Origin of the sequence: Rothia terrae (assembly GCF_014705925.2) — a bacterium.
GTDB lineage: Bacteria > Actinomycetota > Actinomycetes > Actinomycetales > Micrococcaceae > Rothia > Rothia terrae.
Genome location: NZ_CP061539.1, coordinates 466,687 through 492,916, shown reverse-complemented (window position 1 = coordinate 492,916; position 26,230 = coordinate 466,687). Strand labels below are relative to the sequence as shown.

The window sequence follows — 26,230 nt, the reverse complement described above, 5'->3', positions numbered from 1 at the left end:
ACCCAAGTTTTTAACTACAAGTACACGAAGAAACTAGATACTCAATGGCTAAATTCTTATACAAGATCGGCGACTTCGCAGCTCGCCGTGCCTGGGCAGTGGTACTCATCTGGGCTCTCATCCTCGCCGGTATCGGCGGCGCTTTCGCGGCGTTCAAGGGTGAGACCACCGATGAAATCACAATTCCGGGCACCGAAGCTGCACTCGTCCAGGAGCAGCTCAAAGACGTCTTTGATATCGACGCTAACTCCGCCAATGGTAAGGTCATCGTTCAGACTGAAGACGGCTCCGCCTTCACCGATGAGCAGAAGAAAGCTGTAGCAGACGCCGCCACACAGACAGGCAACATCGATGGCGTCTCCAGCGTCAGCGATCCTTTTGCAACCCAGCAGCAAATGGCTGATGGCCAAAAGCAGATGGAGGACGGCCAGGCAAAGATTGACCAGGGCCGCACCGAGACCGCTAACGGCGAAAAGCAGCTGGATGAAGCCCAGGCGAAAATTGATGAAACCCGCGCAAAGTTTGAAGCTGGCGAAGCTCCTCAAGAAGCGTGGGATGAGTTCAATAAGAACCAGGACGAGCTGAATAAAAACCGTGATGAGCTGAATCAAAAGCAGGACGAGCTCGACGCTAAAAAGCAGGAGCTTGAGGACGGTAAGACTCAGCTAGAGGACGCTCAGCGTCAGGCTGATGAAGGCCGCAAGCAGCTTGAAGAAGCTAACGCACCCCAAGAGGCGTACGCAGAGGTAGACGCTACACAGCAGGAAATCGATGCTAAGCGCGCTGAGCTTGAAGCCGGTCAGCAGCAGATTGACGACGGCCAGAAGCAGCTCGATGAGGGCAAGCAGAAGCTGGACGATGGTCAGAAGCAGCTGGATCAGGCTCGCGAGCAGCTAGAAAACTTTGTTCCCACTGAGGAACAGTGGGCTGAGCTGGATGCTGGTCAGACTGAGATTGACCAGAACCGCGAGAAGCTTGAGGCCGGTAAGACTGAGCTGGATAACGGCCAGAAAGAGATTGACCGCAACAAGGCTCTGATGGATATGTCATCTGACGCCGTCATGGTCAATGATGATTCTTCTACCGGTGTTGTAGGCGTAACCTTTGACGCCAAGGTAGGATCTGTTCCCGCCGAGACTCTCAGCGATGCACGTTCCTCATTCGACACTCTGTCTGATGCTGGTCTCAAGGTTAGCTACGACCAGAACATGGAAGAGCAGATGCCGAATATGAAGCCCACGGGCGAAATCATCGGTATTCTGATTGCACTGATTATTCTTGTGATTATGCTCGGCTCTATGGTCGCAGCTGGTCTGCCGATTCTGATGGCTATCGTTGGTGTTGGCGCTGCAACCCTGGGCACTTTGGCTCTCTCAGGCGCCGTTGAGATGACCTCAACCACCCCGACCTTGGGCACCATGCTGGGTCTGGCTGTTGGCATCGACTACACCCTGTTCATTCTCAACCGCCACCGCAACAACCTTGCCAAGGGCATGCCCATGCGCAAGTCCATCGCAATGGCAGTGGGAACCTCAGGTAGCGCAGTTGTCTTCGCGGGCATCACCGTCATTATCGCTCTGCTTGCGCTGAACGTTGTGGGCATTCCTTTCCTCTCGGTTATGGGTAACGCCGCAGCATTCGCAGTCTTCATGGCGGTAGCCGTTGCTATCACGCTTGGCCCCGCCGTCCTGTCGCTGGCAGGACGCCGCATCGTCAGCAAGAAGCGATGGGCAGAAATTCAGCGTCACAATGCAGACCGCGAAAACTACACCGCGGCCGAGCTCGAAGAAGCTCATGTAGCTGCGCAGGCTCGCGAAGAAAAGCCGACCGGCTGGCTGAAGTTCATCCTGAAGTCACCGATTGCCACTATTCTCGCGTCCATCGCGTTGCTCGGCTTGGTAGCGGTACCGGTTGCGTCCATGCGACTCGGTCTACCCGATGCAACCAGCGAATCGCAGGACTCCACCGCCTACACCTCATACGTCACCCTTGCAGACGAATTTGGTGAAGGCGTCAACGGCCCGATTGTTGCAGCAGCAGATTTGCCCGACGGCACCACCGCTGAACAGGCTAAGGACCTGCAGGTTTCAGTAGCCCAAGAATTGGCACAGCAGCCCAACGTTGATGCAGTTATTCCCGCAAAGATTGCTGATGACAACTCCATGCTGCTCTACCAGATCACGCCCACAGAAGGCCCCAACGCGGAGTCGACCACCGAGCTCGTGCACAACCTGCGCGATCTCAAGGTCTCATCAGACAACGGTGACATCACCTTCGGCGTAACCGGCCAGACCGCAATGGCAGTCGATATCTCTGAGAACCTCTTCAAGGTTCTGCCGATTTACGTTGGCATTGTGATGGGTCTGTCACTCATCGTGCTGATTCTGGTCTTCCGCTCCATTCTGGTGCCGCTCACTGCAACCATCGGCTTCCTCTTCTCACTGCTGGCATCGCTCGGCGCAGCCACCGCGATCTTCCAGTGGGGTTGGATGGGCTCACTCTTCGGCGTGCACACCCCCGGACCGATCCTCGCGTTCCTGCCGATTCTGGCAGTGGGCATCCTCTTCGGCCTCGCTATGGACTACCAGGTCTTCTTGGTCTCAGGCATGCGCGAAGCCTACGCCCACGGACGCGACGCTAAGAAGTCAGTTATCATCGGCTTCAACCACAATTCCAAGGTTGTGGTGGCAGCTGCACTGATTATGACCGGCGTCTTCCTCGGCTTCGTCTTCTCAGGTGAAGCGATGATCGCGTCCATCGGTTTCGCGCTGGCGGCAGGCGTCCTCTTCGATGCTTTTATCGTCCGCATGACGCTGATTCCCGCGCTCATGTATCTGCTCGGCAAAAAGGCATGGTGGTTCCCGAAGTGGCTCGATAAGATCATTCCCGATCTCGATGTCGAGGGCACCAAGCTCGAAGAAGAAGCTGAACACGAAAACGCAGCGGATGCTACTTACCCCGCAGGTGGTAAGCACCTCACCGGTGAGTCTGCAACCGATGAGCCTAACGGTTCAGTACGCGCCTAAGCATCAGCTCCTCAGCTAGAAAGCTCTAGCTGAAACCGAATTGAAAGCGTCCGTCCACCTTATACAAAGGTGGACGGACGCTTTTCTATCTCCCTCAATTCTCTAGACCTCGCAAGAACACGCCGCGTGCCGGCATCCTGTGAGTTGCGCTGTTACCGAATCTGTAAATCATCAAATGCGCTTTTGAACACCGCTCGTGGAATACTGGTTTTATGCAGACTTTTACCCCCGAATCAGCCGTAGAACTTGCCACCGTAGAACGTAGCGGTTTCGTTGAGTCCCGCCATGTGGGGTCAGCCATTGTTATGGCACCGGATGGTTCGGTGGCACTTGCTGTGGGAGATATTGAGACGCCGATTTTTCCGCGTTCCACGCTCAACCCCTTTCAGACTATTGCCTCAATGAACGCCGGAGCCGAGCTTCAGGGCGCGCAAATCGCACTCGCATCCGGCTCTCACACCGGCTCTTTTGAGCACATGAAAATTGCTCAGGCGATTTTAGAAGAAGCCTCCCTCACCGCCGATGCCCTTCAGTGCCCGCCTGCGTGGCCAGCCGATGAGCCGAGCTTCCACGCCCTATTGCGCGCCGGTCATGACAAGCAGCGTTTGGCCTTTAACTGCTCCGGTAAGCATGCAGCATTTCTCTGGGGATGCGTAAAAAGCGGGTGGGACACCGCGTCCTACCTTTCGCCAGAGCACCCCTTGCAGAAACTAGTTCTAGAAACCATTGCGGAGTTCGCCGGCGAGCCAGTTGCACACGTTGGCGTTGATGGATGCGGCGCTCCTCTGGCAGCAGTTTCGCTGACGGGACTGGCGAGGGCTTATTCAACTCTTGGCGCAGGTATTGAGAATATTCGCGCTGATGCTCGCGTGGCAACCGTTGCCACCGCAATGGTGGACTACCCCGAGTATGTGCAGGGCCCTGGCAAGCCTAATACTGTGATGAGCGAGCAGCTGGACGGCATCGTCAAAGGCGGCGCTGAAGGCGTGCTGTGCATCGGGTTGCGTTCTGGCGCATCAGTGGCTGTAAAGATGCTGGATGGTTCATCGCGTCCCACTGCACTGGTTGCCCTAGAGCTACTGGCGCGCGCGGGCTTTGTGGAACGGTCTGAGGCGGATCGTATTGCTGGCATCGTCATGCACCCGGTACTCGGTGGCTCGCAGGCAGTCGGTGAGATTCGCCTGGGCTCAGCGTTCGATGAGCTGGAGGTGGGCTAGTGGCAATTAAGCGCAAGGTACCTATGGACGATGGCGTTGCCGCTGTCCACGCTGTTCGTGCAGCACTGAAAAGCGAGGACGCGGCGACCTCTTTTGCTGAGCTATCGCGTCCTGTGCGTGCTACTGCCGTCAGGTTTTTGCTGGAGGAGCTTGCCACTTTAGCGCCGGGCAACTCGGTGGAAGTGCGTGTGCCGCCCTTTGGCGTCACGCAGTGTGTGGAGGGCCCGCGTCATACGCGCGGCACTCCCCCGAATGTTGTGGAGACTGACGCTTTGACGTGGTGCTCACTGGCTTTAGGCACTATAAGCTGGCAGGACGCGAGCGCGAAAGTCTCGGCATCGGGCTTGCGAAGTGACCTGAGCGATTTTTTGCCGGTGATTTAGCTACTCAGGTAAAAAGTTACCCGGTTTCGTGCTTTGTACCTGATTTTCTCGGGTAACTTGCACAAAACCGGGTAAATTTTAGCCAGGCTCGTCTTTTGTTGCCTCCGGCGGCTTGTCTCTCACAGCTCATCTGAGTACTTCTGCGCTGATTTCTGCAGAGCGCGCACACCGATGAACATGAGAATCATCGATCCCAGGCTAAACACCGAAAACAGCACCTTACCTATCGGCTGCCCGGTTCCGCTCAGAAGCCAGAAGACCAACATCATGAGCGTCACGCCGAGGGCAAAAAGAATATAGAAAATGCGGAACTTGTTGTACATTTTCTGCCAGCCTCGTTTACCTAAGTCGCCGGCTGCCACCTGAATTTGGGTGGTGTTCTTGACGATCGGTGCGGTAGACATCAGCAACGGGATGAGAGGAAACAAGCTGGCAAAAAGGCTGTCGGTATGAAGATCTCCCGGTGTTGTGAGGAAGGCCCGCGCAACTGCGCTCAACACAACGACGGCCGCAACGAGCAGTCGTAGCCTGCGAATATGCGCCGGTGCTGGTTCAGCGTCGGGACGCGCATAAGTACCTTTTGGGTCGTTCGCTTCCCACGGGTTGAGGTCCAGTGGCCCATCGCGTTCGAAGGGCTCTTGAAGTGATTCAGGTTCATGTGATGCGTGGCTCATATGTTCAATGTACCGCTAACTTTTCCCTTTTAACTCGCGAGAGGGGATTTGTGTTGCACTTTTTACCTGAAAAGTGCAACACAAATCCCCTCTCGCGCATCGTCAAAGCTAAGAGCAAGATCCACCCGCATCCCAGATGCCTGGCGCTACGCTCACCTGTTATCCTTGTATGCATGAGCACTTCGCCCACTAATTCCTCTGCGCCAGCATCCGTTTCTGCGGAGAACTCTGCGCAGGCGTCCTCATCATCCCGCCCCGCAACACAGGGCGCATCTGAGCGCACCGTCAGCTACCGTGTGGCACCGTCCATCGCGGCATTCATTATCACCGGTGTGCTTCTCGGTCTCATCGCAGCATTTTTGCTTACCTGGTTTGGTCCAGGGTCAGAAAAATACACGTTCTCCGCAATTTTCGGAGTCATGGCTTTCGTGTGTTGCACTATCGGCGCAACTCTTGGCGCACTCTTGGCGCTCGTGCTCGACAAAATTTCTCTCAAGCGAGCACGAACCTACCGCGCCGTACCCGAAGACTAAGCATCAGCCTCGTCGTACCCCTACGCCGAGGCTTTTTGTTTTAATAGATTCTTCCGCGTAGTCACGTAAGCTCATGACGCTACGTGTCACGGCTCAAGTGGCTACACGGCAACACCGGCAACAGCCGGTACACTCAATCATGAGCTGTAGAACACTTCACCTTCTTACTGAGGAGGAAAGAAAGTTCTCACGTCTAGTTCAAAATCTGCACCCCAACAGCGAAAAGATGGCAACAATTGGCTCGTCCTGATGGAAAACTCTCCCTCGACCTTGACCCTATTGACCACGGCCCCAAAGATGAATGCGGCGTCTTTGGCGTGTGGGCACCCGGTGAAGACGTTGCGAAACTGACCTACTACGGTCTGTACGCTCTTCAGCATCGAGGCCAGGAATCTGCGGGTATTGCAACCAGCAACGGTAGCAACATCAGCATCTACAAAGACATGGGTCTTGTGTCTCAGGTTTTTGATGAATCAACACTCAATGTATTGACCGGTCACATGGCTATCGGTCACTGCCGTTACTCCACGACCGGCGCTTCGCACTGGGCTAATGCACAGCCGACGCTTGGCGCTACCCCGCACGGAACCCTGGCACTTGCGCACAACGGTAACATCACCAACTCTGCTGAGCTTTACGAGCGCGTTCTTGAAAAGAATGGTGGCGAGGCTCCTACTCGTGGTGAGATTGCGCAGGGTAACACCACCGATACCGCGCTGGTAACCTCGCTTCTGGCTGAGCACGATTTTGACTCTCTTGAAGAAGCAATGCTCGACTTGTTGCCCATTCTCAAAGGCGCTTTCTGCTTGACCTTCATGGACGAAAACACCCTGTACGCAGCCCGTGACCCGCAGGGTATTCGCCCTTTGGTTCTGGGACGTTTGGAGCGCGGCTGGGTTGTCGCATCCGAAACCGCGGCACTCGATATTGTGGGCGCGTCCTACGTTCGTGAAGTTGAGCCCGGTGAGTTTATTACCATCGATGAGGACGGTCTGCGCACCCAGCGTTTTGCTGAGGCTAAGCCTGCCGGATGCGTGTTCGAGTACGTGTACTTGGCTCGTCCTGATACCACCATTAGCGGACGCAGCGTTTATGCGTCCCGCGTTGAGATGGGACGCCAGTTGGCGCGTGAGCACCATGTAGAAGCTGATTTGGTCATGCCCACTCCCGAATCAGGTACCCCGGCAGCTATTGGTTACGCCGAAGAATCAGGTATTCCTTTCGGTAACGGCGTTGTGAAGAACGCGTATGTTGGCCGTACCTTTATCCAGCCGTCACAGACTATCCGTCAGCTGGGCATCCGCCTCAAGCTCAACCCGCTCAAGTCTGTGATTGCGGGCAAGCGTCTGGTTGTTATTGATGACTCCATTGTTCGCGGCAACACCCAGCGCGCGATGGTGCGCATGTTGCGCGAAGCCGGCGCTAAAGAAGTACACGTTCGTATCTCTTCACCGCCTGTTAAGTGGCCCTGCTTCTACGGCATTGACTTTGCATCCCGTTCAGAGCTGATCGCTAACGGCCTGGCAATCGATGAAATTCGTGAGTCGCTGGGCGCAGATTCGCTGGGTTACATCTCAGAAGACGGCATGATTGCCGCTACCGAGCAGCCCCGCGAGAACCTGTGCACCGCGTGCTTCACCGGCAAATACCCGGTAGAAATTCCGACGCACGAGCGTGGCAAGAACGTTTTTGATGGCGATAAGGCAGGTGGTCCTCTCTCAGGCACCGCCGCTGAGGTCACTGTCGAGCGTCCGCTACCGCACAAGCCCGAGCACGCTCACGCGGTTTCCATCGATACCCGCCCCGGAACCGAGGCTCTTGAAGACAAGGTGCACGAGGCAGGGGTAGAAGAACAAGAAGAGCACGGTTCCTGCGATCCGGGCCCTGATTCAGACCTTGAGTCACTGGTTCTTCCCGAAGACAAACGCTAACTACCACCCACCACATTTCAAAGGAACTATTAGTAATGACTGAAAACTCAAACGCTGTAACCTACGCGGGTGCAGGTGTTGATGTTGAAGCCGGCGACCGCGCAGTAGAGCTGATGAAGGACGCTATCAAGGCGACCCACGGTACCGGTGTTGTTGGTGGCGTAGGCGGCTTTGCGGGCCTCTTTAATCTCACCGCGCTGAAGGAATACAAGAAGCCTTACCTGGCTACTTCAACCGACGGTGTGGGCACTAAGGTTGCTATCGCGCAGAAGCTCGATATCCACCACACTATCGGCCAGGATTTGGTGGGCATGGTGGTTGATGACATCGTTGTCACCGGTGCTAAGCCCCTGTTCATGACCGACTACATTGCAACCGGCAAGGTTGTGCCCGAGCGCATCGCGGATATCGTTCGCGGCGTTGCAGAAGGTTGCTCTTTGGCAGGTACCGCGCTGGTCGGTGGAGAGACCGCTGAGCATCCCGGTCTTTTGGCTGAGGACGAGTACGACGTAGCTGGTGCTGCTACCGGCATCGTTGAGGCTGACGAGTTGCTTGGCCCCGAGCGCGTGCACGAAGGCGATGTTCTGATCGCTATGGCATCCTCCGGCATCCACTCCAACGGCTACTCGCTGGTTCGCAAGGTACTTTCTGTTGCTGGTTGGGATTACGAGCGCCATGTTGAAGACTTTGACCGTTCCATCGGCGAAGAGCTGCTCGTTCCCACCCGCATCTACACCGCTGACTGCCTCGATCTTATTGAAGCTTTCCCAGTCAACGGTGAAGACGGTCAGACCGGTTCAGGTATCCGCGGCTTCTCGCACGTCACCGGTGGTGGCCTGGCAGCTAACCTGGCTCGCGTCCTGCCCCAGGGCACTGTTGGTCTTGTTGACCGCTCGACCTGGGAAATCCCGGCAATCTTCAAGCTGATTGGTGATCTCGGTTCAGTACCTCAGGCTGACCTTGAGCGCACCCTGAACTTGGGGGTTGGCATGATCGCTGTTGTTGATCCTTCAGTTGCAGATGCTGCTGTTGAGCGCCTCAACAAGCGTGGTTTGCCCTCATGGATTTTGGGCACTGTTGAGGCTGATAACGGTGAGCACAAGAATAACTCTGACTACGTTCAGGGTGCTAAGGGCGTAGACGGCGGCGCTGCAGTGCTGCTCAACCAGTACAAGTAACCCCTTTCGCCGCTCAAAAGTATGAAAGCCCCGCTGACACCATTGTCAGCGGGGCTTTCACGTTTTTAGAGGGGATAAACGCTCACCTTGATACGTTGGTGCTCAGGCTGCTGCGTAAGCTTCTTTGGCTTTGCCTGCACCGAGGATGCGGCGCTGAAGACCCAGCGTTTTTGTACGGCGAAGCTGACCGGGATGAGGGTAAGTTCTACCAGGATTTTTGCAACGAGCAGGTGAATACCAGCCCAGGTAAGAGCCTCGAGCAGGCCAGCGTTCAGGGCAAGTAGCATTAGCGCTAGAACGCTGTACCGCACCACCGATGAGCGTGTGCTGGGGCGTTTGCCGCCGTCGTGCATCGCCCAGCGGTTGATGGCAAAGTTGATGCTGGCAGAGAAGATGCGCGCACCCACAACAGCCGCAATAATGTTCAGACCGCACGAGACCAAAAAGAGTAGCGCCAGGGTATCGGTGATAAAACCGGCAAAGGATGCGGCGAGGAAGATAAACAGCGGAGCGTAGATTCGCAGGGAGTCTCGTACGGGGCGAAAATGGCTGGTGGGGTTGCCCGGCTCGTAGACCTTCACGATGGGTACTTGGTCGAGCACAATATCGGTACGGGTGACTCGCAGCAGGGTGCTGAACTCGTACTCGTAGCGGTTACCGGGAACGCTAATCACCCAGTCGAGCACGTCGGGAGTAAAACCGCGCAGGCCTGTCTGCGTATCGGCTATTTTGCGTCCTGTTGCAAGGGCGAAAAAACCAATGGTTGCGGTGTTTCCGATGCGCGAGCGCAAGGGTACCTTTTGTCCCTTTGTTTTCTGGTCGTCGAGGGTGCGTACGCCCAGCACGATGGCGCTGGTTCCTACGAGTTTGTAGCTTTCCGTTGCCGCCCCCACCGTCAGGATGTCGGCAGGAAGGTGCTGGCCGTCAGCATCCGCGGTGACGACGCTTTGACCGGGATGATGTAGCTGTACCCACTCGAACCCAGCCCGCAGTGCCCCGCCTTTGCCCCGATTTTCAGGTAGTTTAAGCACCGTCACGGGGGTTCTTGCGGTGTTTCGAACGCGGTCAAAGATCGGCGCGAATTCAGCGCCTGATCCATCGTCAATGACCAAAAGTTCGATGCAGGCGCCTCTGCTCTGCGCTTCATCGGCAAGTTCGGTGCACAGCGCTACCAATGAATGGTCTGGTTTGTAGGCTGGGATCATAATAATCATGGGTTTTCCCTCCGGCTTCTTTAGGCTACTGAGCCAGCGATATAGAGGATGTCTGAGGTGCCGCGTTCTTCGCCCTTGCCCAGGGGGTTGTTGACGAGCGAGCCGTTGAACACCATGACGGACGAGCCGCCGCCATCGATGTTGTACCCGGTGGTGCATCCGAGGTCTTTGAGCATCTGTGCCAGTTCGGGCATGGTTGCGCCGCGCGAATAGCCTTCTGAGCGGCCGTCCACCACTAAGAAGATGAGGTGGTTTTTGTCTTTGACGCCGATAGCTGTGCGGGGCTGCTCGCCCTGGATTGAGTGGTTACCAAAGTTGGTGTCGACCTCTACTGAATCGATACCGTCGATAATTTCACCGTTGTTCAGCAGCGACGGACCGAAGGAGAGGGTGTTCCATACGCCTTCATCGACCAGAGTCTGAGCTGAGGTGGTGGTTTCGTCGTAGACCTTTACGGTGCCATCCTTATAGAAGGCGAGGCCTTCACGCGCCGGTGAGTCACGGTAGACCACGCCGTTGCGCACCACGATGCCGGTCTCTCTAAATCCGTAGTAGTCACCGTTGACAGCCCAGATTCCGTTGTGCTCAGAGGCGATGCTTGAGGGTACGTCGATGATGTTGAGACCAAACTGGTTATTGGCAAAAGCGGAGCGCAGCAGTGTTTGGTCATCGAGAATGATTTCTACGGAATACGCTGTGATTTGATCGCTACCGCTACCCGTCACGATGGTGTTGAGGGTAATTGATCCCTGATCAGCGGTGAGACCGTTTTCAGTGAGTGCTACGCCGGTAAGCTCGGTGCTGGACGCGGTTGCTGAGGTAGTAACCGATGCCTGCTGCGCTTCGTAGGCTGCAACGTCTGAGATTTCGGTGTGCTCGGCGAGGTATCGGTTATAAGCCCAGCCGCCACCCACACCGGCGACGCCCAGTACACCGAGTCCGCCAAATAAAGCGGTGCGACGAGTGGTCTTTTTCTGCCACAAACCTTTCTTGGCGCCTGCGGCCTGTGATCCGGATGAGGGCTGTTCGGCTGCTGGATGCGCGTTTGAGGGGGTCTGTGAAGGGTCTGAGAAGTTGTTCTGCGAAGTCATATCTATAGATTCGCGGGGCAACCCATGTCTGACACTAGATAAACCTATGTTTCAACTGTGTAAGCGCGTCCTGAACCAGAACTGTGCATTGGCTACCCTATTTTCTGCAGAATCCCGTGATACCCCACTTTTACTGATTGTGAACGGAGTAGCGTTCGAGAAGACAAATGCCCTCATACTGAAAGGTTTTATCGTGGCTGAGAACATTATTCGTCAAGCAGATGTCATTATTGCCGGTGCTGGAATCGGCGGTTTAACTGCAGCTCTCGCTCTTCACGAGCACGGTATCAACGCGTTGGTGCTTGAAAGCACTCGTGAGCTCAAACCTTTGGGCGTGGGCATCAATCTTCAGCTGCAAGCCGCGGATGCTCTCACCGAGATGAACCTGCGTGAGCAACTAGAAAACATTGCAATCCCACCGCAGAATCTTTGTATATGACCACATCAGAAACGACCTTGGCGCATCGTCATTTTTCAGAAAATGAGCAGCAGTTCTCCGTTCATCGTAGCAAGTTACAGATGATGCTTTTCGACGCCGTGCAACAGCGTCTGCCCCAAGACAGCGTCCTGACAGGTCAGCAGGTTGAAAGCCTTACTGAAGATGCCGAACGCGTACTCGTTGAGGTCACCGACCGCCACCACGATGACCGCACGGTCACCTACGCCGCCAAGGTACTCATCGGTGCCGACGGAGTCCACTCCAAAGTGCGCAAGAATTTCCACCCGGACGTGAACACCAATAACTGGGAAGGTACCACCATGTTCCGCGGAACTTACCGCGCTCAAAAACCCTTCTTAACCGGACGTTCCATGGTTCTCGTTTACGGTGAAGATGCCAAACGATTTTTGACCTATCCCATCTCTCGCGAGGCAGAACAAGAAGGTCAGTCGCTCATCAACTGGGTTGCTATGGTCCCGCAGTCAAAAGGTAAGACGGTCAGTGAGAAAGAAACGCAGAACGTTCCTACCGACCCCAGCAATGTGCTCCCCTACTTCGATGATTGGGGCTTTGACTGGCTCGATATCAAGACCATGATTTCAGGAGCAGAAGATGTGCTGTCATATCCCATGGTTGACCGCGAATCGCTCGCCTCGTGGGGACAAGGACGCGTGACCCTCCTCGGTGACACCGCGCATCCGATGTACCCCATTGGCGCTAACGGTGGCTCGCAGGCTATTCGCGATGCCGTCACCTTAGCCACCTACATGGGCGACACGGCAGTAGACGGCGATTTGGTACAGGCACTTCGCGACTACGAGACAGAACGTATTCCCGCAACCACCACCGTCGTCGAGGCCAACCGCAAACTCAACCAGACCGAACGTAAACTCGCCAACCTCTCACAAGAAAAACTAGAAGAAATGGCGCACAACGGCCGCATGGACGAAATTCAAGAAGCCTACGCCCACGGCGACTTCGACAAGATTTAGAAGAGGGGTGAGGGGCTATTATCTCACCAGAAACAGCTGCAGCGAGCAGTCCCTCTCGCTTGGTTCGCTTCGCTCACAAAGCGATTCACGCCAGCCCCGATGCCAGCTCGCTGCTCACTGTCTCTGGCATAGAGGATAAGATTCCACCCGCATTTTAAGAAACTTTAACCCCGCACCGTGCACGGTGCGGGGTTATAAGTGAGGGTACGAGAAATAAACCCTATAAGGGGTTAGCTCTCATCTGAGTAATCGTCGGCGTACTTGTCAACGTACTCTGAATAATCATCGTCGTCATCATAGTAAGAAGATGACGACTTACTGGAGTAACTACTCTTGGCATTACTCAGCTCGCGCTCAAGCGCGGAGTAATCGGTCTCGGGGCTGAAGTACTTCATCTCCCGAGCCTGCCGTGTTGCTTTAGCCTTCTGACGGCCGCGCCCCATGGCGTGACCCCCTCTTTATCCATCGCGTCCAGCTAAATGTGCGACGCACACACCTCTAGCCAGAATCCAGTTTATGTCTTTCGTCTGTTAAGGGTACATGGTTTTTTTCTTATATGCTCGCCCAGTTACGCTAAATTGCTATAAACCACAGTGAATTGGTGGGTTTCGTTGGGTTTTTAACTGTTTATTGCACTCTGAGCATACTTAAAAGACATCACCGTGCAGGCATTTGCTCTTTTATGCGACGAAGGTCGTAGCGGTATCGCTACGACCTTCGCTTATCTTTTACCCCGAAATATATAGTTGCTCAGCTTATCTCATGATGAGTGGCTACATATTTACTGGGCTGTGTACTCGCCCAAAGTCTCGCCGTCCTTCACAATCTTGTAGGTATCGCCAGAAACCATGGACGCGGTGGAGAACAGGATCAGCTGCGCGCCCTTATCGCTGACGGTGTAGGTGGCTACCGTCTTTCCTGATGAGTCCTGCAGTTCCAGAACGTCACCGGTGCTCACCGTCGAGGCAAGATCGGTGGTTGAAACGTATGCCTGGCCGGTGGGAGCCACGAACATGTCTGCAGTACCGCCGGTCAGTAGGGTTCCGCCGCTGAGTACAAAGTCACCAGCTACGTCGGTTGAGCCGTTACCGCCCTGTGAAGGTCCGTTGACAGTCACAGTGCCGCCGGAAAGCTCGGCCGTACCGTTCGAGTCAAAGCCGTCGCCCTCAGCAGTGATAGTTAATGCACCGCCGGTCACATGAATGTAAGCGTCCACGACCTCATCCATGCCGCCGCCGGGCATACCGCCGCCCATCTGACCGCCGGGTGCCTGACCCATGTCAGCGGGCATCTGGCCCATGTCTGCAGGTGCGCCGCCGCCTGCCTGCTGATCAGTTGTATTTGCTGCCTGGGTATCGGTAGCGGTGGAATCCGTAGAGGCGGTGTTTTCGTCCTCAGTGTCAGAGGTGGTATCAGCGACGGTTGCGTTGATGCCGTCGTCCGACGAGGTAATGGAGGTTTCGCCGCCGCTGACGGTGATGTACTGGCCTTCAATACCCTCTACCGAAGACTCAACGGTGAGCTTACCGCCAGCAATTTCAAGTTCCTTCTCGCTCTTGAAACCGTCGTCACCGGCGGTAATGGTCACGGTGCCGTTGGTCAGGCGAGTCCAGCCGCGCTCCTCGTCGGTGGCGTTCGTTGACTTGATGCCGTCCTGCTTGGCATCAACGGTGATAGTACCGTCTAGGATGTCCACGTAATCTTTACCGCGAATACCGTCATCGGCTGCGGTGACGTCATAGGTTCCGCTTGCGATCACCAGACCGTCGCTACTTGCGATGCCGTCACTGTAGTTACCGGTAACCTTCAGGGAGCCTTCACCTGCCAGCGTCAGGTCTGTCTTAGAGAACAGGGCAGCGCTGGGATCCTCTTCGCCGGTGGCTGCGTATTCTGAACCGTCGGTCACGGTGTTAGTAGTACCGGATTCTGTGTAGACGATGAGTTCATCGGCGCTCTGACCCACAATCGCGGCGCCGCCTTTGTTGGTGATTGACGCATTATCCAAAATCAGGCGTACCTGGTCTTGGTCCCCTGTGTTGACGACAACCTGACCGTCTTCAAGGGTTCCGGTGAGTCGGTAGTTGCCCGCGGCAGTGATGGTAATGACGCCGTTCTCAACGGTGACGCCGTCGGTTGCAGTGGGGTTTGAAAGATCAATGGTTTTCTCGGTGGATGAGTCCCAGCTGAGATCGTCTTCGCTGTAGTGGGTGTCGTAAGAAATTGCGCTGGCGGTAGTTGCGGTCTGTGACTCTGAGGCGCTTGCGCTAGCCGTTGCCGATGCACTGGTTGAACTGCTGACGGTGCTGGTGCTTGACGCGTTCGTAGTGTTTGCGGAGCAGCCTGCGAGCGCGAGGGACGCCATGAGGGCTACTGAGGTTGCTGCTTTGCTGATTTTAGTGGAGAACTTCATGATGTTTTCTTTCGGTTGAGGCGGGGTTTTGAAATTTTGGGTCGTGCTGTAAGGACGCGGGTGTTTAGGCGGCTTTCGCTACGACGGCTTATTCGCGGGGTACCAGTTGCATGGAACGCGCGATGGTGCGGTGCCATTTGTTGGAGGGAAGGTAAGGGTTGAGTGCTGCCATTCCGGTGGCGAATTTAGAGATTTTGGTGGGTCGCACTCCCCCGCGCCAGAGTATTTTATCGGCGATCGAGGGGGCTGTTCCCGATTTGGTTTCGATGATGACCATGCCCGGTGCCGTGTATTCGGTACCTTCCCTGTAGGGCAGGTGTGAGCTCAGTGCGAACTCGCTCATGGGCGTCCACGTGAGTGAGGTGTCGATGGTCATGCGGGCGTCGATGGGGTTGTTCGCTGATTCAGGGAGGAAAACAGTGGTGCGGCGGTATCCGGTGGTCAGCACGGGCGAGAAGCGTGAGGGGTCTTCATCGAGCAGTCCGGTCAGCGATTCGCCCACGTAAGCGAGGCCTTCAGCGTTGAGCCGGGCTCGATCTCGCGTCGGGTATTCGATGCGTTCTTTGACCGTGACCGCGCGGGCGCCTTCGGTTTTTACCTCCAGGTAGGTGGCACCTGTATCAAGGTAGCTACGCGTGCGCACCTTATAACGGTTGCGCCTGCCCAAGGCCGCCAGCATGTAACTTGAGAGCTTGGGGGTGTCGAAGTAAACCGAGTCGTAGGCGAACTCTCGTGCACCGTTGATTTCAAGTACCTGCGCGTTAGCTGGCAGTTCTTGCAGGATGCGTGAGGCGGTCAGCGCATCCACAATGTACTTGCGGTCGATGCGGGTTTGCATAGCTGCCTTGGCGTTGAGTTCTTCGAGCGAAATGCCCGTGCAGGTTTCAGGTAGAAGACTTTGCGGGTTTTGCGCTGATACGGGTGACAGGCTGTTCACGTGTTTTCTCGTTTCTGATAGCTGGCGTTGGGGCGGGTGTAAGGAGCTGAGAGATCAGTGGGAGGAGTGCACGGGGATGTGGCTGGTCAGCTCGGCAGCGGTATCGGGGACCAGTCCCTGCATTGAGCGGTTGGGGATTACCGCGTCCTTGGTGCTGTAGCGAATATCGACCAGAGTTTTGTCGTTGACGAGGTCGAGATCCAAGATGGTGACGGTTTCGATTGAGTAACCGAGTTTTTTGCCCAGGTACGCTTTGAGGTCTTCGTCGTTGCTGATAGCGCGATCGACGGTGACGGTTTGCTGGCGCAGGGTTTTCATGACGGAGCGAGAATCGCTGATGCCCATAACTGCTAGGATGAGAACCATGAGGCCAAGCATGAGGCCGACAGGTTCTAGGCCGATTCCGGCGAGCAGGCCGATGGCGAGTGCGCAGAAGTAGTAGGCGACTTCGCGCTGATCAAGTTCGGTTGAGCGCAGTCGGATGATTGAAAGAACACCGAACAGTCCCATGCCCATGCCGGCGCTGGTGGCATCAGCGTTAGCGAGAGCCACAGTGACTGCGAAGACACCGACGTTGATGACGAGGTATGACACCACGAGGTCACGGCGCTTGTGGCGGGAGAGGTACATGGCGCACAAAAGTGCAATGGCGATGATATCGGCAAAAGCGACGAAGAGAATGTCGGTGGGGTTCATGCTTGGGTTCTTTCACGGTTGTTTGCGATTGATTGCATTAACTACTGTGAAAGTTCAAGCTGTGTTTACCCTATGTTTAACTTAGCCCTAACTTATGAGCCTTTAAGTCCCGCTTAAAAGGCAGCTTAAGAGAACCGGCGAGAAGGATTCTTTGCCGTCTGTGACCGTATTGCGAGAGCCTACCTAGCATTCGGTGAAGGATGCGAGTACCTACAAGAGCTCGTCGATGAGGTTTTCGAGGGCGCTACGGGCGTCGGTGCGCCACACATAGGTTGCTTTGTGGTCAGCGCGCGTGGGACCAGCATTGATAATGCCTACAGGCTTACCGGAACGCAGGGCATCCAGCACCAGCTTGTAACCGCTCATCACCGCGACCGAAGATCCCACAATCAGTAGCGAACGCGCATCCGCCAGCATCTGACGCATGGTTTCTTTACGCGCGACGGGTACGTTCTCGCCAAAATACACCACATTGGGTTTGAGTTTTTCTGAACCGCAGCTCAAGCATCCAACCATCTGAAAGTCAGCGATGAAAGAGTCGCTGAGATCGACATCGCCATCGGGGTTGACCTGAAGTTCCTGGTCGTTGAGACGCTCAAGGTAGCCGGGGTTTGCGGCCTCTAACCGGTCATCGAGCGAGGTACGGTTTTCAATAAAACCGCAATCTAAACACTCAATTTTAGAAAGGTCGCCGTGCAAGGTCACCACGTTCTGGCTACCGGCAGCATTATGCAGACCGTCAACGTTTTGGGTAATGACGCCGCTCATCGCACCAGCTTCCTCAAGTTCAGCGAGCGCAAAATGCACGACGTTGGGCGCAGCCAGCTTCATCTGCCGCCAGCCCACGTACGAGCGCGCCCAGTAGCGGTGCCGGGCACCGGCGTCGTACTTAAACTCTTGGTAGGTCATGGGCCGATGACGGCGCAAAGACCCGTTAGGGCCGCGATAATCGGGAATGCCTGAATCAGTAGAAACACCCGCGCCTGTTAGCACCAGAACATTGCCGGTACGCAACATATCGGTAATTCCCGCGGACGCCTCAGCAGCATCCTGCACGAATCCGGCATCTTCAACGACGCGGGCAATCGAGCGCAGCGCCGCCGCGTGGGTAGCAGCGATGTCAGCGCGTTGAAGAGACTGTTCGTCAGCGTAGCGAATAGCAGAATGAGCGGAACCAGAGTTTGCGAAAGTTTCAGATGTACTGTGCACGTTTTCATTATGGCGCGTTTGCAGTGGCCTCGCACGGGTGTTTGCGCTGAGGGAAAGTTCCTTAAAGGTAGTAGCTCCCCCGTGCGCTGCACGAGGGAGCTACTGTTGAGATACCGGTTTAGCGGCTAGCGGTGACGGTCAGTCCGTCCATGGACACATCGGGGTTGACGTCCACGGTCACGGTGTCACCGTCGCGTACTTCGCCAGCGAGAATTCCCTTAGCCAGGCGGTCGCCGATTTCGCGCTGAACCAAGCGGCGTAGCGGACGCGCACCGTAGCTCGGATCGTAACCGGCAAGTCCCAGCCATTCGATAGCGGCATCGGTGACATCCAGGTTCAAGCGGCGGTCAACCAGACGCTGAGCCATGGAGTCAATCTGCAGTCCGACAATCTTGCCAAGGTCCTCCGCACTGAGCGGTTCGAACATGATGATGTCGTCCAGGCGATTGAGGAACTCCGGCTTGAAGGACGCATTCACCACGCCCATCACAGCTGACTGGCGCGCATCCTCAGCAAGATTCTGATCAATCAAGAACTGTGAGCCCATGTTCGAGGTCAGAATCAGAATGACGTTGCGGAAGTCCACGGTGCGACCCTGTCCATCGGTCAGGCGACCATCATCGAGCACCTGCAAAAGGATGTCGAAGACCTCAGGATGAGCCTTTTCAACCTCGTCCAGCAAAACCACCGAGTAGGGACGACGGCGTACAGCTTCGGTCAGCTGACCACCTTCTTCGTAACCCACGTATCCCGGAGGAGCACCGACCAAACGCGCTACCGAATGCTTCTCGGCGTACTCGCTCATATCAATGCGAACCAGTGCACGCTCATCATCGAACTGGAACTCAGCCAAAGCCTTCGCAAGCTCAGTCTTGCCGACGCCGGTGGGACCCAGGAACATGAAGGAACCAATGGGACGGTCGGGGTCTGAGATGCCCGCGCGGGAACGGCGCACCGCATCCGCAACAGCTGTGACAGCCTTACGCTGACCGATCAGACGTTTGCCAAGTTCTTCTTCCATGTGCAGCAACTTCTCGGACTCGCCCTGCAACATGCGTCCGGCAGGAATACCTGTCCAGGCTGAGATAACCTCGGCGATGTCATCGGCAGTAACTTCTTCAGAAACCATAGTTTCGGTCTCTGCCACGGCGGCTTCTGCGCGCTGAGCTTCAGCCAGCTGAGCCTCCAGCGAAGGAATTTCGCCGTAGAGGATGCGGGAGGCATCCGCCAGGTTGCCCTCGCGCTGAGCGACCTCAGCCTTAGAGCGCAACTCATCAATCTCAGACTTAAGATCACCGACGCGGTTGAGCCCAGCCTTCTCAGCCTCCCAACGCGCATTGAGGGCATCCAGCTGTTCTTTCTTATCAGCCATGTCAGCGCGAAGAGCCTCAAGGCGTTCGACGGACGCGGGGTCGGTCTCATTCGACAGCGCCAGCTCTTCCATGGTCAGGCGGTCAACCGCGCGACGTAGCTGGTCGATTTCCTCGGGCGCCGAGTCGATTTCCATGCGCAGGCGGCTAGCTGCCTCATCAATCAGGTCAATCGCCTTATCGGGCAGCTGACGCGAGGGAATGTAGCGGTTCGACAGGTTAGCCGCTGCCACTAGTGCGGAGTCAGCAATCGAGACCTTGTGGTGTGCCTCGTAGCGTTCCTTGAGTCCGCGCAAAATACCGATGGTGTCATCCACGCTCGGCTCGCCCACATAGACCTGCTGGAAGCGGCGCTCCAGTGCGGCGTCCTTCTCAATGTTTTCGCGGTACTCGTCGAGGGTGGTAGCACCAATCAGGCGCAGCTCGCCGCGAGCCAGCATAGGCTTGAGCATGTTGCCCGCGTCCATAGAACCTTCGGTAGCGCCAGCGCCCACCACGGTGTGAATCTCGTCGATGAAGGTAACAATCTGCCCCTCAGACTTCTTGATTTCCTCAAGCACAGCCTTCAGGCGTTCCTCGAACTCGCCGCGGTACTTAGCGCCCGCAACCATTGAGCCGAGGTCCAGCGAGATGAGTGTCTTACCGCGCAGAGACTCGGGAACGTCGCCCGAAACCATGCGCTGTGCCAGGCCTTCAACCACAGCGGTCTTACCGACGCCGGGCTCACCGATGAGCACCGGGTTGTTCTTGGTGCGGCGTGAGAGCACCTGAATGACGCGGCGAATCTCGCCATCACGACCGATCACGGGGTCAAGCTTGCCTTCGCGCGCAACGGCGGTGAGGTCGGTGCCGTACTTTTCAAGGGCCTGGAAAGTACCCTCGGGGTCAGGGGTATTCACGGTGCGGTCTCCTCTCACACTCGGAATAGTAGCTTCAATAGTTTCGGCGGTTGCGCCGTTGTCGTGGAGCGCGCGGGCGGCATCGTCGGTGCCGGATGCGATGCCCAGCAATAGCATTTCGGTGGAGACGTACTCGTCACCAAACTGTTCTGCTTTTTGCTGCGCGGTTTGGATGGCGGTCAGTGCTGTGCGTGAGAACTGCGCTTGGCCAGCTGATGCACCCTGCACACTGGGCAGTTTCTTGATAGCGGCGGATGCTGCGGTTGAGACCGCGTCGATGTTTACGCCTGCCGCTTTGAGCACTGCGACGGCGACGCCTTCGCGCTGGTCCATGAGCGCTTTGAGCATGTGCGCCGGTTCAATGTTGGGGTTGCCTGCCGTTTGCGCGTTCATGTTCGCGCCGGATAAGGCTTCTTGAGTTTTAGTGGTGAATTTCGGGTTCATGTTTTCTCCTTGTCTTAGCTCGTAGGATGCTGGCGTCCGCGAGTATCTTGATTTACCCGCAACCTTGCTTCCAGCTCTTTTAGCTAACTTGAGTCTACTACACTCAACTTTGGTTTGTAAAGCATCTTTTACCCCAACATTTTCTGCACGCCCGCACCAAAGCCCCATCCCGCGTCCGCGCTCACCCCATACCCAAAGTGACCACCCGAACGTCAAAGTGACCACGTAAACGTCAAATTACTCCCGAAAAGTATAGGAATCTGACGTTTACGTGGTCACAATGATGTTTACGTGGTCACCTTGGCGCGATGAGGGGTTTGCGGGGCGAGATAAGGGTCAGGACGCGACACTACTCCAGGAACTCATACGTGTAGTTTTCGCGTGCCCGCGCTTCTTCGGCGTCCTCATCAACACCAGCCAAGGCGCGCTCAGTCTTGCGCTTCTCTATCAGAGCCAGAATTAAGGATGCGACAGCCAGGCACATGGTCAGGATGCCGAAGGTGTTACCAAAGCCGGCGGACAACCCCACAAACGAGTCACCAAAAACCCGCGATGCCGCCGAAACGATCTGCCCATCCTTCCTGTCGGGCACTAAGAAACCGAAAATCAGAGCCAGCACGAACGCCCCGCAGTACACCAGAACAATCAGCGGTGTCGTCGCACCCCCGTGCATCTTGGCGTCCTTGCGCATCAGCCACACGGCGCATGCCATCACGATAAACAGCATCGGCCCAAAACTAACCGCAAAGATAGGCACCAGCGTTCCGCCCGCGCCAAAGAGCGCGCGTCCGGCAACTATCCACAGTGCCGCCACCAGCGCCAGCACATAACCCACCGCGGGCACACCGCGGGTAAAGACGTTCGATGATCTGTTTGAGGCAGTAATTTTTTGCACGTCACCATTTTACGAAAGTCATTTTGCGTCATGCACTTCTCTCAACTTCAACGCGGGCAAAACTGACCGGTAGGCTTAAAACATGAGCGATTACGTATATCCCGAAGCTATTTTGTTCGACCACGACGGCACTCTTGTTGACACTGAACCGGTGTGGGCTGAGGCTAAAGAGGCAATTTCTCACAAGTACGGTAAGGAGTGGAGCGAGCAGGATACCTTGGATGCGTTGGGCCAGCCGATGCAGGTTACCTACGATATTCTGCGTCGCAACGGTGTGCCGCTGAGCGATGAAGAGATTTACGACGCGCTGGTGAACCACGCGATTGAGCACGCTAAAAATGAGAGCGTTGAGCTTCTTCCCGGCGTCGCCGGCTTGTTCCAGGAAGTAGCAGACGCCGGTATTCCCTGTGCGATTGTCACTAACGCTACCCGCCACATTGCCGAGGTAACTGCGTCCCTGGCTCCCGAGGGACTTTTCAAAACTATTGTCACCAACGATGATGTCAAAAATGCTAAGCCTGATCCCGAGCCCTACCTTCTGGCGGCTCAGCGCCTGGGTGTAGATCCTACCAAGTGCGTAGCTGTTGAAGATTCCCCGAGCGGTGTTGCAAGTGCGACAGCTGCCGGGTTGAAAGTTGTTGTCGTGCCGGGTATGCAGCCGGTTCCCGAAGGTAAGGGAGATCTTCGTATCAAGCATGAGGATCTCAGCTTTGACCAAATCCTTAAATTGAATAATTCAAAATAACACTAGATTTAATGAGCGTTCCAGAGTACAGTGTTAAGTAAGCTTCCAAATCAACGCAGGGTTTTATATCCGAGCCCCGCGCGTCGCGAAAGGAAAAATCAACAATGTCGAACAAGAATGCATCATTTACTGTCCCCGGTCTCACCGAAGAAACCGGCCACCACGTAGGCGAGACCTTGCAGTTGCGCTTGCACGCAATGAACGACCTACACCTCACTCTCAAGCACGCTCACTGGAACGTTGTTGGCCTCAACTTCATTGCAGTACACGAAATGCTTGACCCCCAGGTTGACCTCGTTCGCGGCTTCGCAGATGAGATTGCCGAACGCATGGCAGCTATGGGCGTTTCACCCAGCGGCGTTCCCGGCGCATTGGTAGAAGCACGCACTTGGAGCGACTACTCCGTTGACCGCGCTGGCGCAATTGACCACATCCGCGCACTCAACGACGTCTACACCGGCGTTATCGAGGATCACCGCGCAGCAATCGCCAAGGTTGGCGACGTCGACCCCATCACCGAGGACCTCCTCATCGGTCAGACCGCTGAACTTGAGAAGTTCCAGTGGTTCTTGCGTGCTCACCTCGAAAACGGTTCAGGCGAGCTGAGCTAATCACTCACATTTTTACAAAAGGACGATGCGCCCGCCGCGCGTCGTCCTTTTTAGTGCCCAAAATCGAAAAATTCAGCAAGACGAACTTTTAGAATTCGGTGGTTACACTCACCCGATTATTTCTTATAAACACGCTATGCACCGCACTACACTGAAATGCATACGAAGGGGAGTAGTTCCCACCGGCTAGGTTTGAACAACACTAGCCAAAGCGGTTTATCGACATACTGGTTGCGCGATGCACCCGGTAAACCACCTCGTTTTTACAGGATTCGAGGCGAGCGAGACCTTCGGCCCATTAGACACAGTTCTTGGCCGAAGTCTCTTTTCTTAGAACTCGGCCATATGCAACACACGGAAGTGAGTTATGGACCGAAACGCACCATCATCGGTGATTGCAACCGATACAAGCATGCATAAAACCGTTGCACATCCTTCTAAAGCTCAAATTCGCCGCTGGCGCCGCTATCTCGCAGAAGAAATTTCAGAAGCTCACATCTACTCTGTTCTCGCGCGACGTTCATCGGGTAAAGAGGCTGAGATCCTTCAAGAAGTAGCCAACGCCGAATTGCGCCACCAGAACCATTGGCGCGCTCTTTTGGGTGAGCACGCGCATCCTGAACCTCGTCCGTCAGCATCAGCTCGCATGTTGCAGTTGCTTGCTAAAAACTTTGGCACCGTTTTTGTGCTGGCTCTTGCCCAGCGCACTGAAGGACGCTCCCCCTACGCGGAGGACCCTGATGCGACCGAGGCTATGGCGGCAGATGAAGCAATCCATGAGGAAATCATTCGCGCCCTTTCAACGTCAGGACGCGAGAAGCTTTCGGGCAACTTTCGTGCGGCGGTGTTTGGCGCTAACGATGGTCTGGTTTCAAACGTCGCGCTGATTATGGGTATCGGCGCATCGGGTGCCTCAAGCAGCATGGTACTTCTGAGCGGTATTGCCGGCCTCCTTGCAGGCGCGCTTTCAATGGCCGCCGGCGAATTTGTATCCGTTCGTTCACAGCGCGAGATGTTGGACGCATCCCGCCCCACACAGGTGACACTCAGCGTCGCGCAGGATCTCGATATCAACGAGAACGAACTTGTACTGATTTATAAGGCACGCGGCATGAGCGATGAGGCCGCCCATCACCGCGCCATGGAACGCTTTGGACGCCTGGACTGCGACTGCGATCCTTCGCTATCTTACAACCCCGCTATGGAAGAAGAGGATGCACCGCAGGAGCACGGTGCGCTCGGTAGCGATATTGGCGCGGCAGCCTCCAGCTTCTGCTTCTTCGCATCCGGCGCACTCATTCCGATCCTGCCCTATATCTTTGGTTTGGGCGGCACCTTCGCGATGATTCTTTCACTGGTACTGGTTGGCATTGCCCTCATGGGAACAGGTGCGATTGTTGGCTTACTCTCTGGTGCATCGCCTTTCAAACGTGGCGTGCGACAGCTTGCTATTGGCTACGGCGCGGCACTGGCAACCTATCTTCTGGGTCTACTCTTTGGAGCGACAGTCGGCTAATCTGCGGTAACTCATCAATACATAAAAATGCCGGCACCGGTGCACGCCCCAATAATGCACACCGGTGCCGGTCTTTTTTGTACTCAATGTTTGCACAGCGTCATTGCTCGTCTATACATCCCCCCCCAAGTCGTATAGGCGTATTAGCTAACCCCTAAAGACCAGCAAACACCCCATAGATGAACAAGACTATGACAGTGTGCGACTACCAATGAGGATTATTCATAAGGGGTGACCAGCAGCCAAAAACACCAATCCTCGCACCACCGAAAACACCCGCGAATACGAGCCCAACGGTCGCCGGAAACCCGTGTGCAAAATACGCCAGGCCTTCACCTGAGCAATCATCCGCTCCACCACCGCCCGGCGTGAATTAATGAACCTGTTCACCGCCTTCACATCTGCAGGTGTCCTGCGGGTTTTGTTACGCTTGGACGGAGTAGCCAACCCCAACCCGATATAGCCCTTATCAGCCAAAGTGCTCTCATCAAAATATCTTTCCAAGCCATGATGTTTGAAGGCGTAAGCATCATGCCTGGCCCCGGGCACCGGGTCTGTGATAGCCAGCAACTTTCCATCCAAGGTGCAGATGACTTGGTGGTTAACCCCGGCACGTTTGTGTTTTCCTGAGAAGTTTGTTGCACCTAGTGAGCGCCAGTTCCAGGTAGGTATAAGTGTTCCATCGATCACTAAAGATCCAGGCGTCTTTAGCGCTGATTCCATGGGTTTCATCAGAGGTTTGAGTACCCTGGCTAGTGCTTTTTCAATGCTGGTGATGGTTCTGGAAAACGTGGATTGAGAAACCTCAAATGCTTCGGTTAGGACCTCTTCAGTGAGGTTATCTACCATAAAGTGGGTTGGACGGGCCTAGCAGCGGCTTTTCGGTGATGCGGGTCTCAAAAACGTGTTTTGCCCAGAAAGTGTCTCGTTAATGCCCAGTGAACTTGAAGTAATCAACAGCCAATAATCAGAGTTGATAGAAACTGACTCAACCCTGCCCAATTTCATCAAACACCGCGAGTACATCACCCCCTGGGTACTCTCATACACCTCAGCCAACACTCAATAGGCCTACCTGAATGATCTGAAGATGTTCTGCACTTTTTTGGACGAAGCAAGCATCGATCTTCTGCAGGTGCGACGCACTCATCTAGATGTGTTCTCCCGAGTCCACGAAAAGTACACCGATTCGAATGCATCAGTCGCACGGCGGTTAGCTGCCATCTCAGCTTTCTACCGATTCCTCTTGCTGGATGAGGTGATTGACAAATCCCCCGCTGACTATATCCGCAGACCACCGGTTGACCCAGATTTCACCGCCACCCAAGCCCTCACCCAACGAGAAGCACTACGGTTGCTCGATACAGCAACCGAGCACTCCCTGCGTGCTCAGACACTGGTGGATTTGTTGCTGAGCACGGGTCTGCGCATCAGCGAAGCCTTAAATATGAGGGAATCCGACATATCGCAGGGGCATCTACTCATCACCCGCAAAGGCGGTAAAAAATCATCGGTCTACCTACCCGAGTATACGCTGCGGAACCTGAGGGATCTGACTCGGGCAACAGGGTTAGAAGCAGAGACTCAAGAAAATGGTGGGGTCTCTTATTACATTTGTTCACTGTACCCAGTCCAAGCTGCTGACGCCACATTCCTCTGCACAGGTAGCCCGGGAGATTCTCCAGGTCCAGAGAATGATTACAACGGCGTAGCCTACAAAAGAAAATAAAAAGATAGCCCCCTGCCGTGCTACAAGACAGGGGGCTATTCATATCAAAAGGTGGAAGCAAATAGATAAGTCCACTCCCTCAATAAAATTA

Annotated in this window: 23 protein-coding genes; 12 read left to right on the top strand and 11 right to left on the bottom strand. The window is 55.4% G+C overall.

Annotation, left to right across the window (positions count from 1 at the left end; all coding sequences use genetic code 11):
- The first annotated feature begins 44 nt into the window (after positions 1 to 44).
- From IDM49_RS02355 to IDM49_RS02345, 3 genes are all read left to right on the top strand, one after another.
- Positions 45 to 3,026, top strand: a complete 2,982-nt coding sequence (locus tag IDM49_RS02355) for an MMPL family transporter (RefSeq protein WP_228008158.1) — start codon at positions 45 to 47, stop codon at positions 3,024 to 3,026.
- Positions 3,027 to 3,238: 212 nt separating this feature from the next.
- Positions 3,239 to 4,243 (top strand): asparaginase, encoded by a 1,005-nt coding sequence (locus IDM49_RS02350; protein WP_190724893.1) that lies wholly within the window; start codon positions 3,239 to 3,241, stop codon positions 4,241 to 4,243.
- Positions 4,243 to 4,626 (top strand): sterol carrier family protein, encoded by a 384-nt coding sequence (locus IDM49_RS02345; RefSeq protein WP_228008157.1) that lies wholly within the window; start codon positions 4,243 to 4,245, stop codon positions 4,624 to 4,626. Before IDM49_RS02350 ends, IDM49_RS02345 begins: the two co-directional genes overlap by 1 nt.
- A 119-nt stretch (positions 4,627 to 4,745) precedes the next feature.
- On the opposite strand, the gene IDM49_RS02340 is transcribed toward IDM49_RS02345, so the two are convergent.
- A complete protein-coding gene (locus IDM49_RS02340; RefSeq protein WP_190724892.1) occupies positions 4,746 to 5,300 on the bottom strand; it encodes a hypothetical protein in 555 nt (184 codons plus the stop codon).
- A gap of 173 nt (positions 5,301 to 5,473) precedes the next feature.
- Between IDM49_RS02340 and IDM49_RS02335 the strand changes: the two genes are divergently transcribed.
- The 3 genes from IDM49_RS02335 (at position 5,474) to purM (ending at position 8,942) form a co-directional block, all read left to right on the top strand.
- Positions 5,474 to 5,833, top strand: coding sequence for a hypothetical protein (locus tag IDM49_RS02335; RefSeq protein ID WP_190724891.1), 360 nt, complete (start codon positions 5,474 to 5,476; stop codon positions 5,831 to 5,833).
- Between the two features lie 236 nt (positions 5,834 to 6,069).
- Positions 6,070 to 7,764 carry an amidophosphoribosyltransferase gene (gene purF, locus IDM49_RS02330; protein WP_190724890.1) on the top strand — a complete coding sequence of 565 codons (1,695 nt, stop codon included), beginning with the start codon at positions 6,070 to 6,072 and terminating at the stop codon, positions 7,762 to 7,764.
- Between the two features lie 35 nt (positions 7,765 to 7,799).
- Positions 7,800 to 8,942 carry a phosphoribosylformylglycinamidine cyclo-ligase gene (purM, locus tag IDM49_RS02325; RefSeq protein ID WP_190724889.1) on the top strand — a complete coding sequence of 381 codons (1,143 nt, stop codon included), beginning with the start codon at positions 7,800 to 7,802 and terminating at the stop codon, positions 8,940 to 8,942.
- Between the two features lie 65 nt (positions 8,943 to 9,007).
- Here purM and IDM49_RS02320 read toward each other — a convergent pair whose 3' ends face one another.
- The gene (locus tag IDM49_RS02320) at positions 9,008 to 10,156 is read right to left on the bottom strand and encodes a GtrA family protein (protein ID WP_190724888.1); all 1,149 of its coding nucleotides are present in this window, start codon (positions 10,154 to 10,156) and stop codon (positions 9,008 to 9,010) included.
- A 20-nt stretch (positions 10,157 to 10,176) separates the two neighbouring features.
- On the bottom strand, positions 10,177 to 11,247 hold the full coding sequence (locus tag IDM49_RS02315) for a phosphodiester glycosidase family protein (RefSeq protein WP_190724887.1): 1,071 nt from the start codon (positions 11,245 to 11,247) through the stop codon (positions 10,177 to 10,179).
- A gap of 193 nt (positions 11,248 to 11,440) precedes the next feature.
- On the opposite strand from IDM49_RS02315, the gene IDM49_RS12385 reads away from it, so the two are divergent.
- A complete protein-coding gene (locus tag IDM49_RS12385; RefSeq protein ID WP_190724886.1) occupies positions 11,441 to 11,686 on the top strand; it encodes an FAD-binding protein in 246 nt (81 codons plus the stop codon).
- Positions 11,683 to 12,678, top strand: coding sequence for an FAD-dependent monooxygenase (locus IDM49_RS02305; protein WP_190724885.1), 996 nt, complete (start codon positions 11,683 to 11,685; stop codon positions 12,676 to 12,678). The genes IDM49_RS12385 and IDM49_RS02305 overlap by 4 nt, the downstream gene beginning before the upstream one ends.
- Positions 12,679 to 12,908: 230 nt before the next feature.
- On the opposite strand, the gene IDM49_RS02300 is transcribed toward IDM49_RS02305, so the two are convergent.
- The 7 genes from IDM49_RS02300 to IDM49_RS02270 all read right to left on the bottom strand — a co-directional run bounded on the left by IDM49_RS02300 (position 12,909) and on the right by IDM49_RS02270 (position 21,538).
- Positions 12,909 to 13,121, bottom strand: coding sequence for a DUF3073 domain-containing protein (locus IDM49_RS02300; RefSeq protein ID WP_190724884.1), 213 nt, complete (start codon positions 13,119 to 13,121; stop codon positions 12,909 to 12,911).
- Positions 13,122 to 13,459: 338 nt separating this feature from the next.
- Entirely contained in the window at positions 13,460 to 15,088 is a 1,629-nt protein-coding gene (locus IDM49_RS02295; protein WP_168614873.1) for a carbohydrate-binding domain-containing protein, read from the bottom strand.
- A gap of 88 nt (positions 15,089 to 15,176) precedes the next feature.
- Positions 15,177 to 16,025, bottom strand: coding sequence for a polyphosphate polymerase domain-containing protein (locus tag IDM49_RS02290; RefSeq protein WP_322745987.1), 849 nt, complete (start codon positions 16,023 to 16,025; stop codon positions 15,177 to 15,179).
- A 54-nt stretch (positions 16,026 to 16,079) separates the two neighbouring features.
- Positions 16,080 to 16,721, bottom strand: a complete 642-nt coding sequence (locus IDM49_RS02285; RefSeq protein WP_190724883.1) for a DUF4956 domain-containing protein — start codon at positions 16,719 to 16,721, stop codon at positions 16,080 to 16,082.
- A 210-nt stretch (positions 16,722 to 16,931) separates the two neighbouring features.
- On the bottom strand, positions 16,932 to 17,879 hold the full coding sequence (locus IDM49_RS02280) for a Sir2 family NAD-dependent protein deacetylase (RefSeq protein WP_228008219.1): 948 nt from the start codon (positions 17,877 to 17,879) through the stop codon (positions 16,932 to 16,934).
- 169 nt (positions 17,880 to 18,048) lie between these two features.
- The gene (gene clpB, locus IDM49_RS02275; protein WP_190724882.1) at positions 18,049 to 20,643 is read right to left on the bottom strand and encodes an ATP-dependent chaperone ClpB; all 2,595 of its coding nucleotides are present in this window, start codon (positions 20,641 to 20,643) and stop codon (positions 18,049 to 18,051) included.
- A gap of 349 nt (positions 20,644 to 20,992) precedes the next feature.
- Positions 20,993 to 21,538 carry a hypothetical protein gene (locus IDM49_RS02270; RefSeq protein ID WP_190724881.1) on the bottom strand — a complete coding sequence of 182 codons (546 nt, stop codon included), beginning with the start codon at positions 21,536 to 21,538 and terminating at the stop codon, positions 20,993 to 20,995.
- An 82-nt stretch (positions 21,539 to 21,620) separates the two neighbouring features.
- Between IDM49_RS02270 and IDM49_RS02265 the strand changes: the two genes are divergently transcribed.
- The 3 genes from IDM49_RS02265 (at position 21,621) to IDM49_RS02255 (ending at position 24,410) form a co-directional block, all read left to right on the top strand.
- Entirely contained in the window at positions 21,621 to 22,283 is a 663-nt protein-coding gene (locus IDM49_RS02265) for an HAD family hydrolase (RefSeq protein WP_190724880.1), read from the top strand.
- A 104-nt stretch (positions 22,284 to 22,387) separates the two neighbouring features.
- Positions 22,388 to 22,894, top strand: a complete 507-nt coding sequence (locus tag IDM49_RS02260) for a Dps family protein (protein WP_190724879.1) — start codon at positions 22,388 to 22,390, stop codon at positions 22,892 to 22,894.
- A gap of 367 nt (positions 22,895 to 23,261) precedes the next feature.
- Positions 23,262 to 24,410 carry a VIT1/CCC1 transporter family protein gene (locus tag IDM49_RS02255; protein ID WP_190724878.1) on the top strand — a complete coding sequence of 383 codons (1,149 nt, stop codon included), beginning with the start codon at positions 23,262 to 23,264 and terminating at the stop codon, positions 24,408 to 24,410.
- A gap of 222 nt (positions 24,411 to 24,632) precedes the next feature.
- Here the strand turns inward: IDM49_RS02255 and IDM49_RS02250 are convergent, their stop codons facing one another.
- Complete coding sequence (locus IDM49_RS02250) at positions 24,633 to 25,100, bottom strand: transposase family protein (RefSeq protein ID WP_193836668.1); 468 nt, start codon at positions 25,098 to 25,100, stop codon at positions 24,633 to 24,635.
- Positions 25,101 to 25,485: 385 nt separating this feature from the next.
- Between IDM49_RS02250 and IDM49_RS02245 the strand changes: the two genes are divergently transcribed.
- On the top strand, positions 25,486 to 26,139 hold the full coding sequence (locus IDM49_RS02245; RefSeq protein WP_228008217.1) for a tyrosine-type recombinase/integrase: 654 nt from the start codon (positions 25,486 to 25,488) through the stop codon (positions 26,137 to 26,139).
- Positions 26,140 to 26,230: the final 91 nt, after the last annotated feature.

Bases quoted from the DNA above. Each gene is read 5' to 3' on its own strand.
- purM (WP_190724889.1), top strand. From the start codon at position 7,800: ATGACTGAAAACTCAAACGCTGTAACCTACGCGGGTGCAGGTGTTGAT.
- clpB (WP_190724882.1), bottom strand. From the start codon at position 20,643: ATGAACCCGAAATTCACCACTAAAACTCAAGAAGCCTTATCCGGCGCG.
- IDM49_RS02300 (WP_190724884.1), bottom strand. From the start codon at position 13,121: ATGGGGCGCGGCCGTCAGAAGGCTAAAGCAACACGGCAGGCTCGGGAG.
- IDM49_RS02285 (WP_190724883.1), bottom strand. From the start codon at position 16,721: ATGAACCCCACCGACATTCTCTTCGTCGCTTTTGCCGATATCATCGCC.
- IDM49_RS02255 (WP_190724878.1), top strand. From the start codon at position 23,262: ATGGACCGAAACGCACCATCATCGGTGATTGCAACCGATACAAGCATG.
- IDM49_RS02320 (WP_190724888.1), bottom strand. From the start codon at position 10,156: ATGATTATTATGATCCCAGCCTACAAACCAGACCATTCATTGGTAGCG.
- IDM49_RS02295 (WP_168614873.1), bottom strand. From the start codon at position 15,088: ATGAAGTTCTCCACTAAAATCAGCAAAGCAGCAACCTCAGTAGCCCTC.
- IDM49_RS02350 (WP_190724893.1), top strand. From the start codon at position 3,239: ATGCAGACTTTTACCCCCGAATCAGCCGTAGAACTTGCCACCGTAGAA.
- IDM49_RS02305 (WP_190724885.1), top strand. From the start codon at position 11,683: ATGACCACATCAGAAACGACCTTGGCGCATCGTCATTTTTCAGAAAAT.
- IDM49_RS02340 (WP_190724892.1), bottom strand. From the start codon at position 5,300: ATGAGCCACGCATCACATGAACCTGAATCACTTCAAGAGCCCTTCGAA.
- IDM49_RS02355 (WP_228008158.1), top strand. From the start codon at position 45: ATGGCTAAATTCTTATACAAGATCGGCGACTTCGCAGCTCGCCGTGCC.
- IDM49_RS02315 (WP_190724887.1), bottom strand. From the start codon at position 11,247: ATGACTTCGCAGAACAACTTCTCAGACCCTTCACAGACCCCCTCAAAC.
- IDM49_RS02335 (WP_190724891.1), top strand. From the start codon at position 5,474: ATGAGCACTTCGCCCACTAATTCCTCTGCGCCAGCATCCGTTTCTGCG.
- IDM49_RS02265 (WP_190724880.1), top strand. From the start codon at position 21,621: ATGAGCGATTACGTATATCCCGAAGCTATTTTGTTCGACCACGACGGC.
- IDM49_RS02260 (WP_190724879.1), top strand. From the start codon at position 22,388: ATGTCGAACAAGAATGCATCATTTACTGTCCCCGGTCTCACCGAAGAA.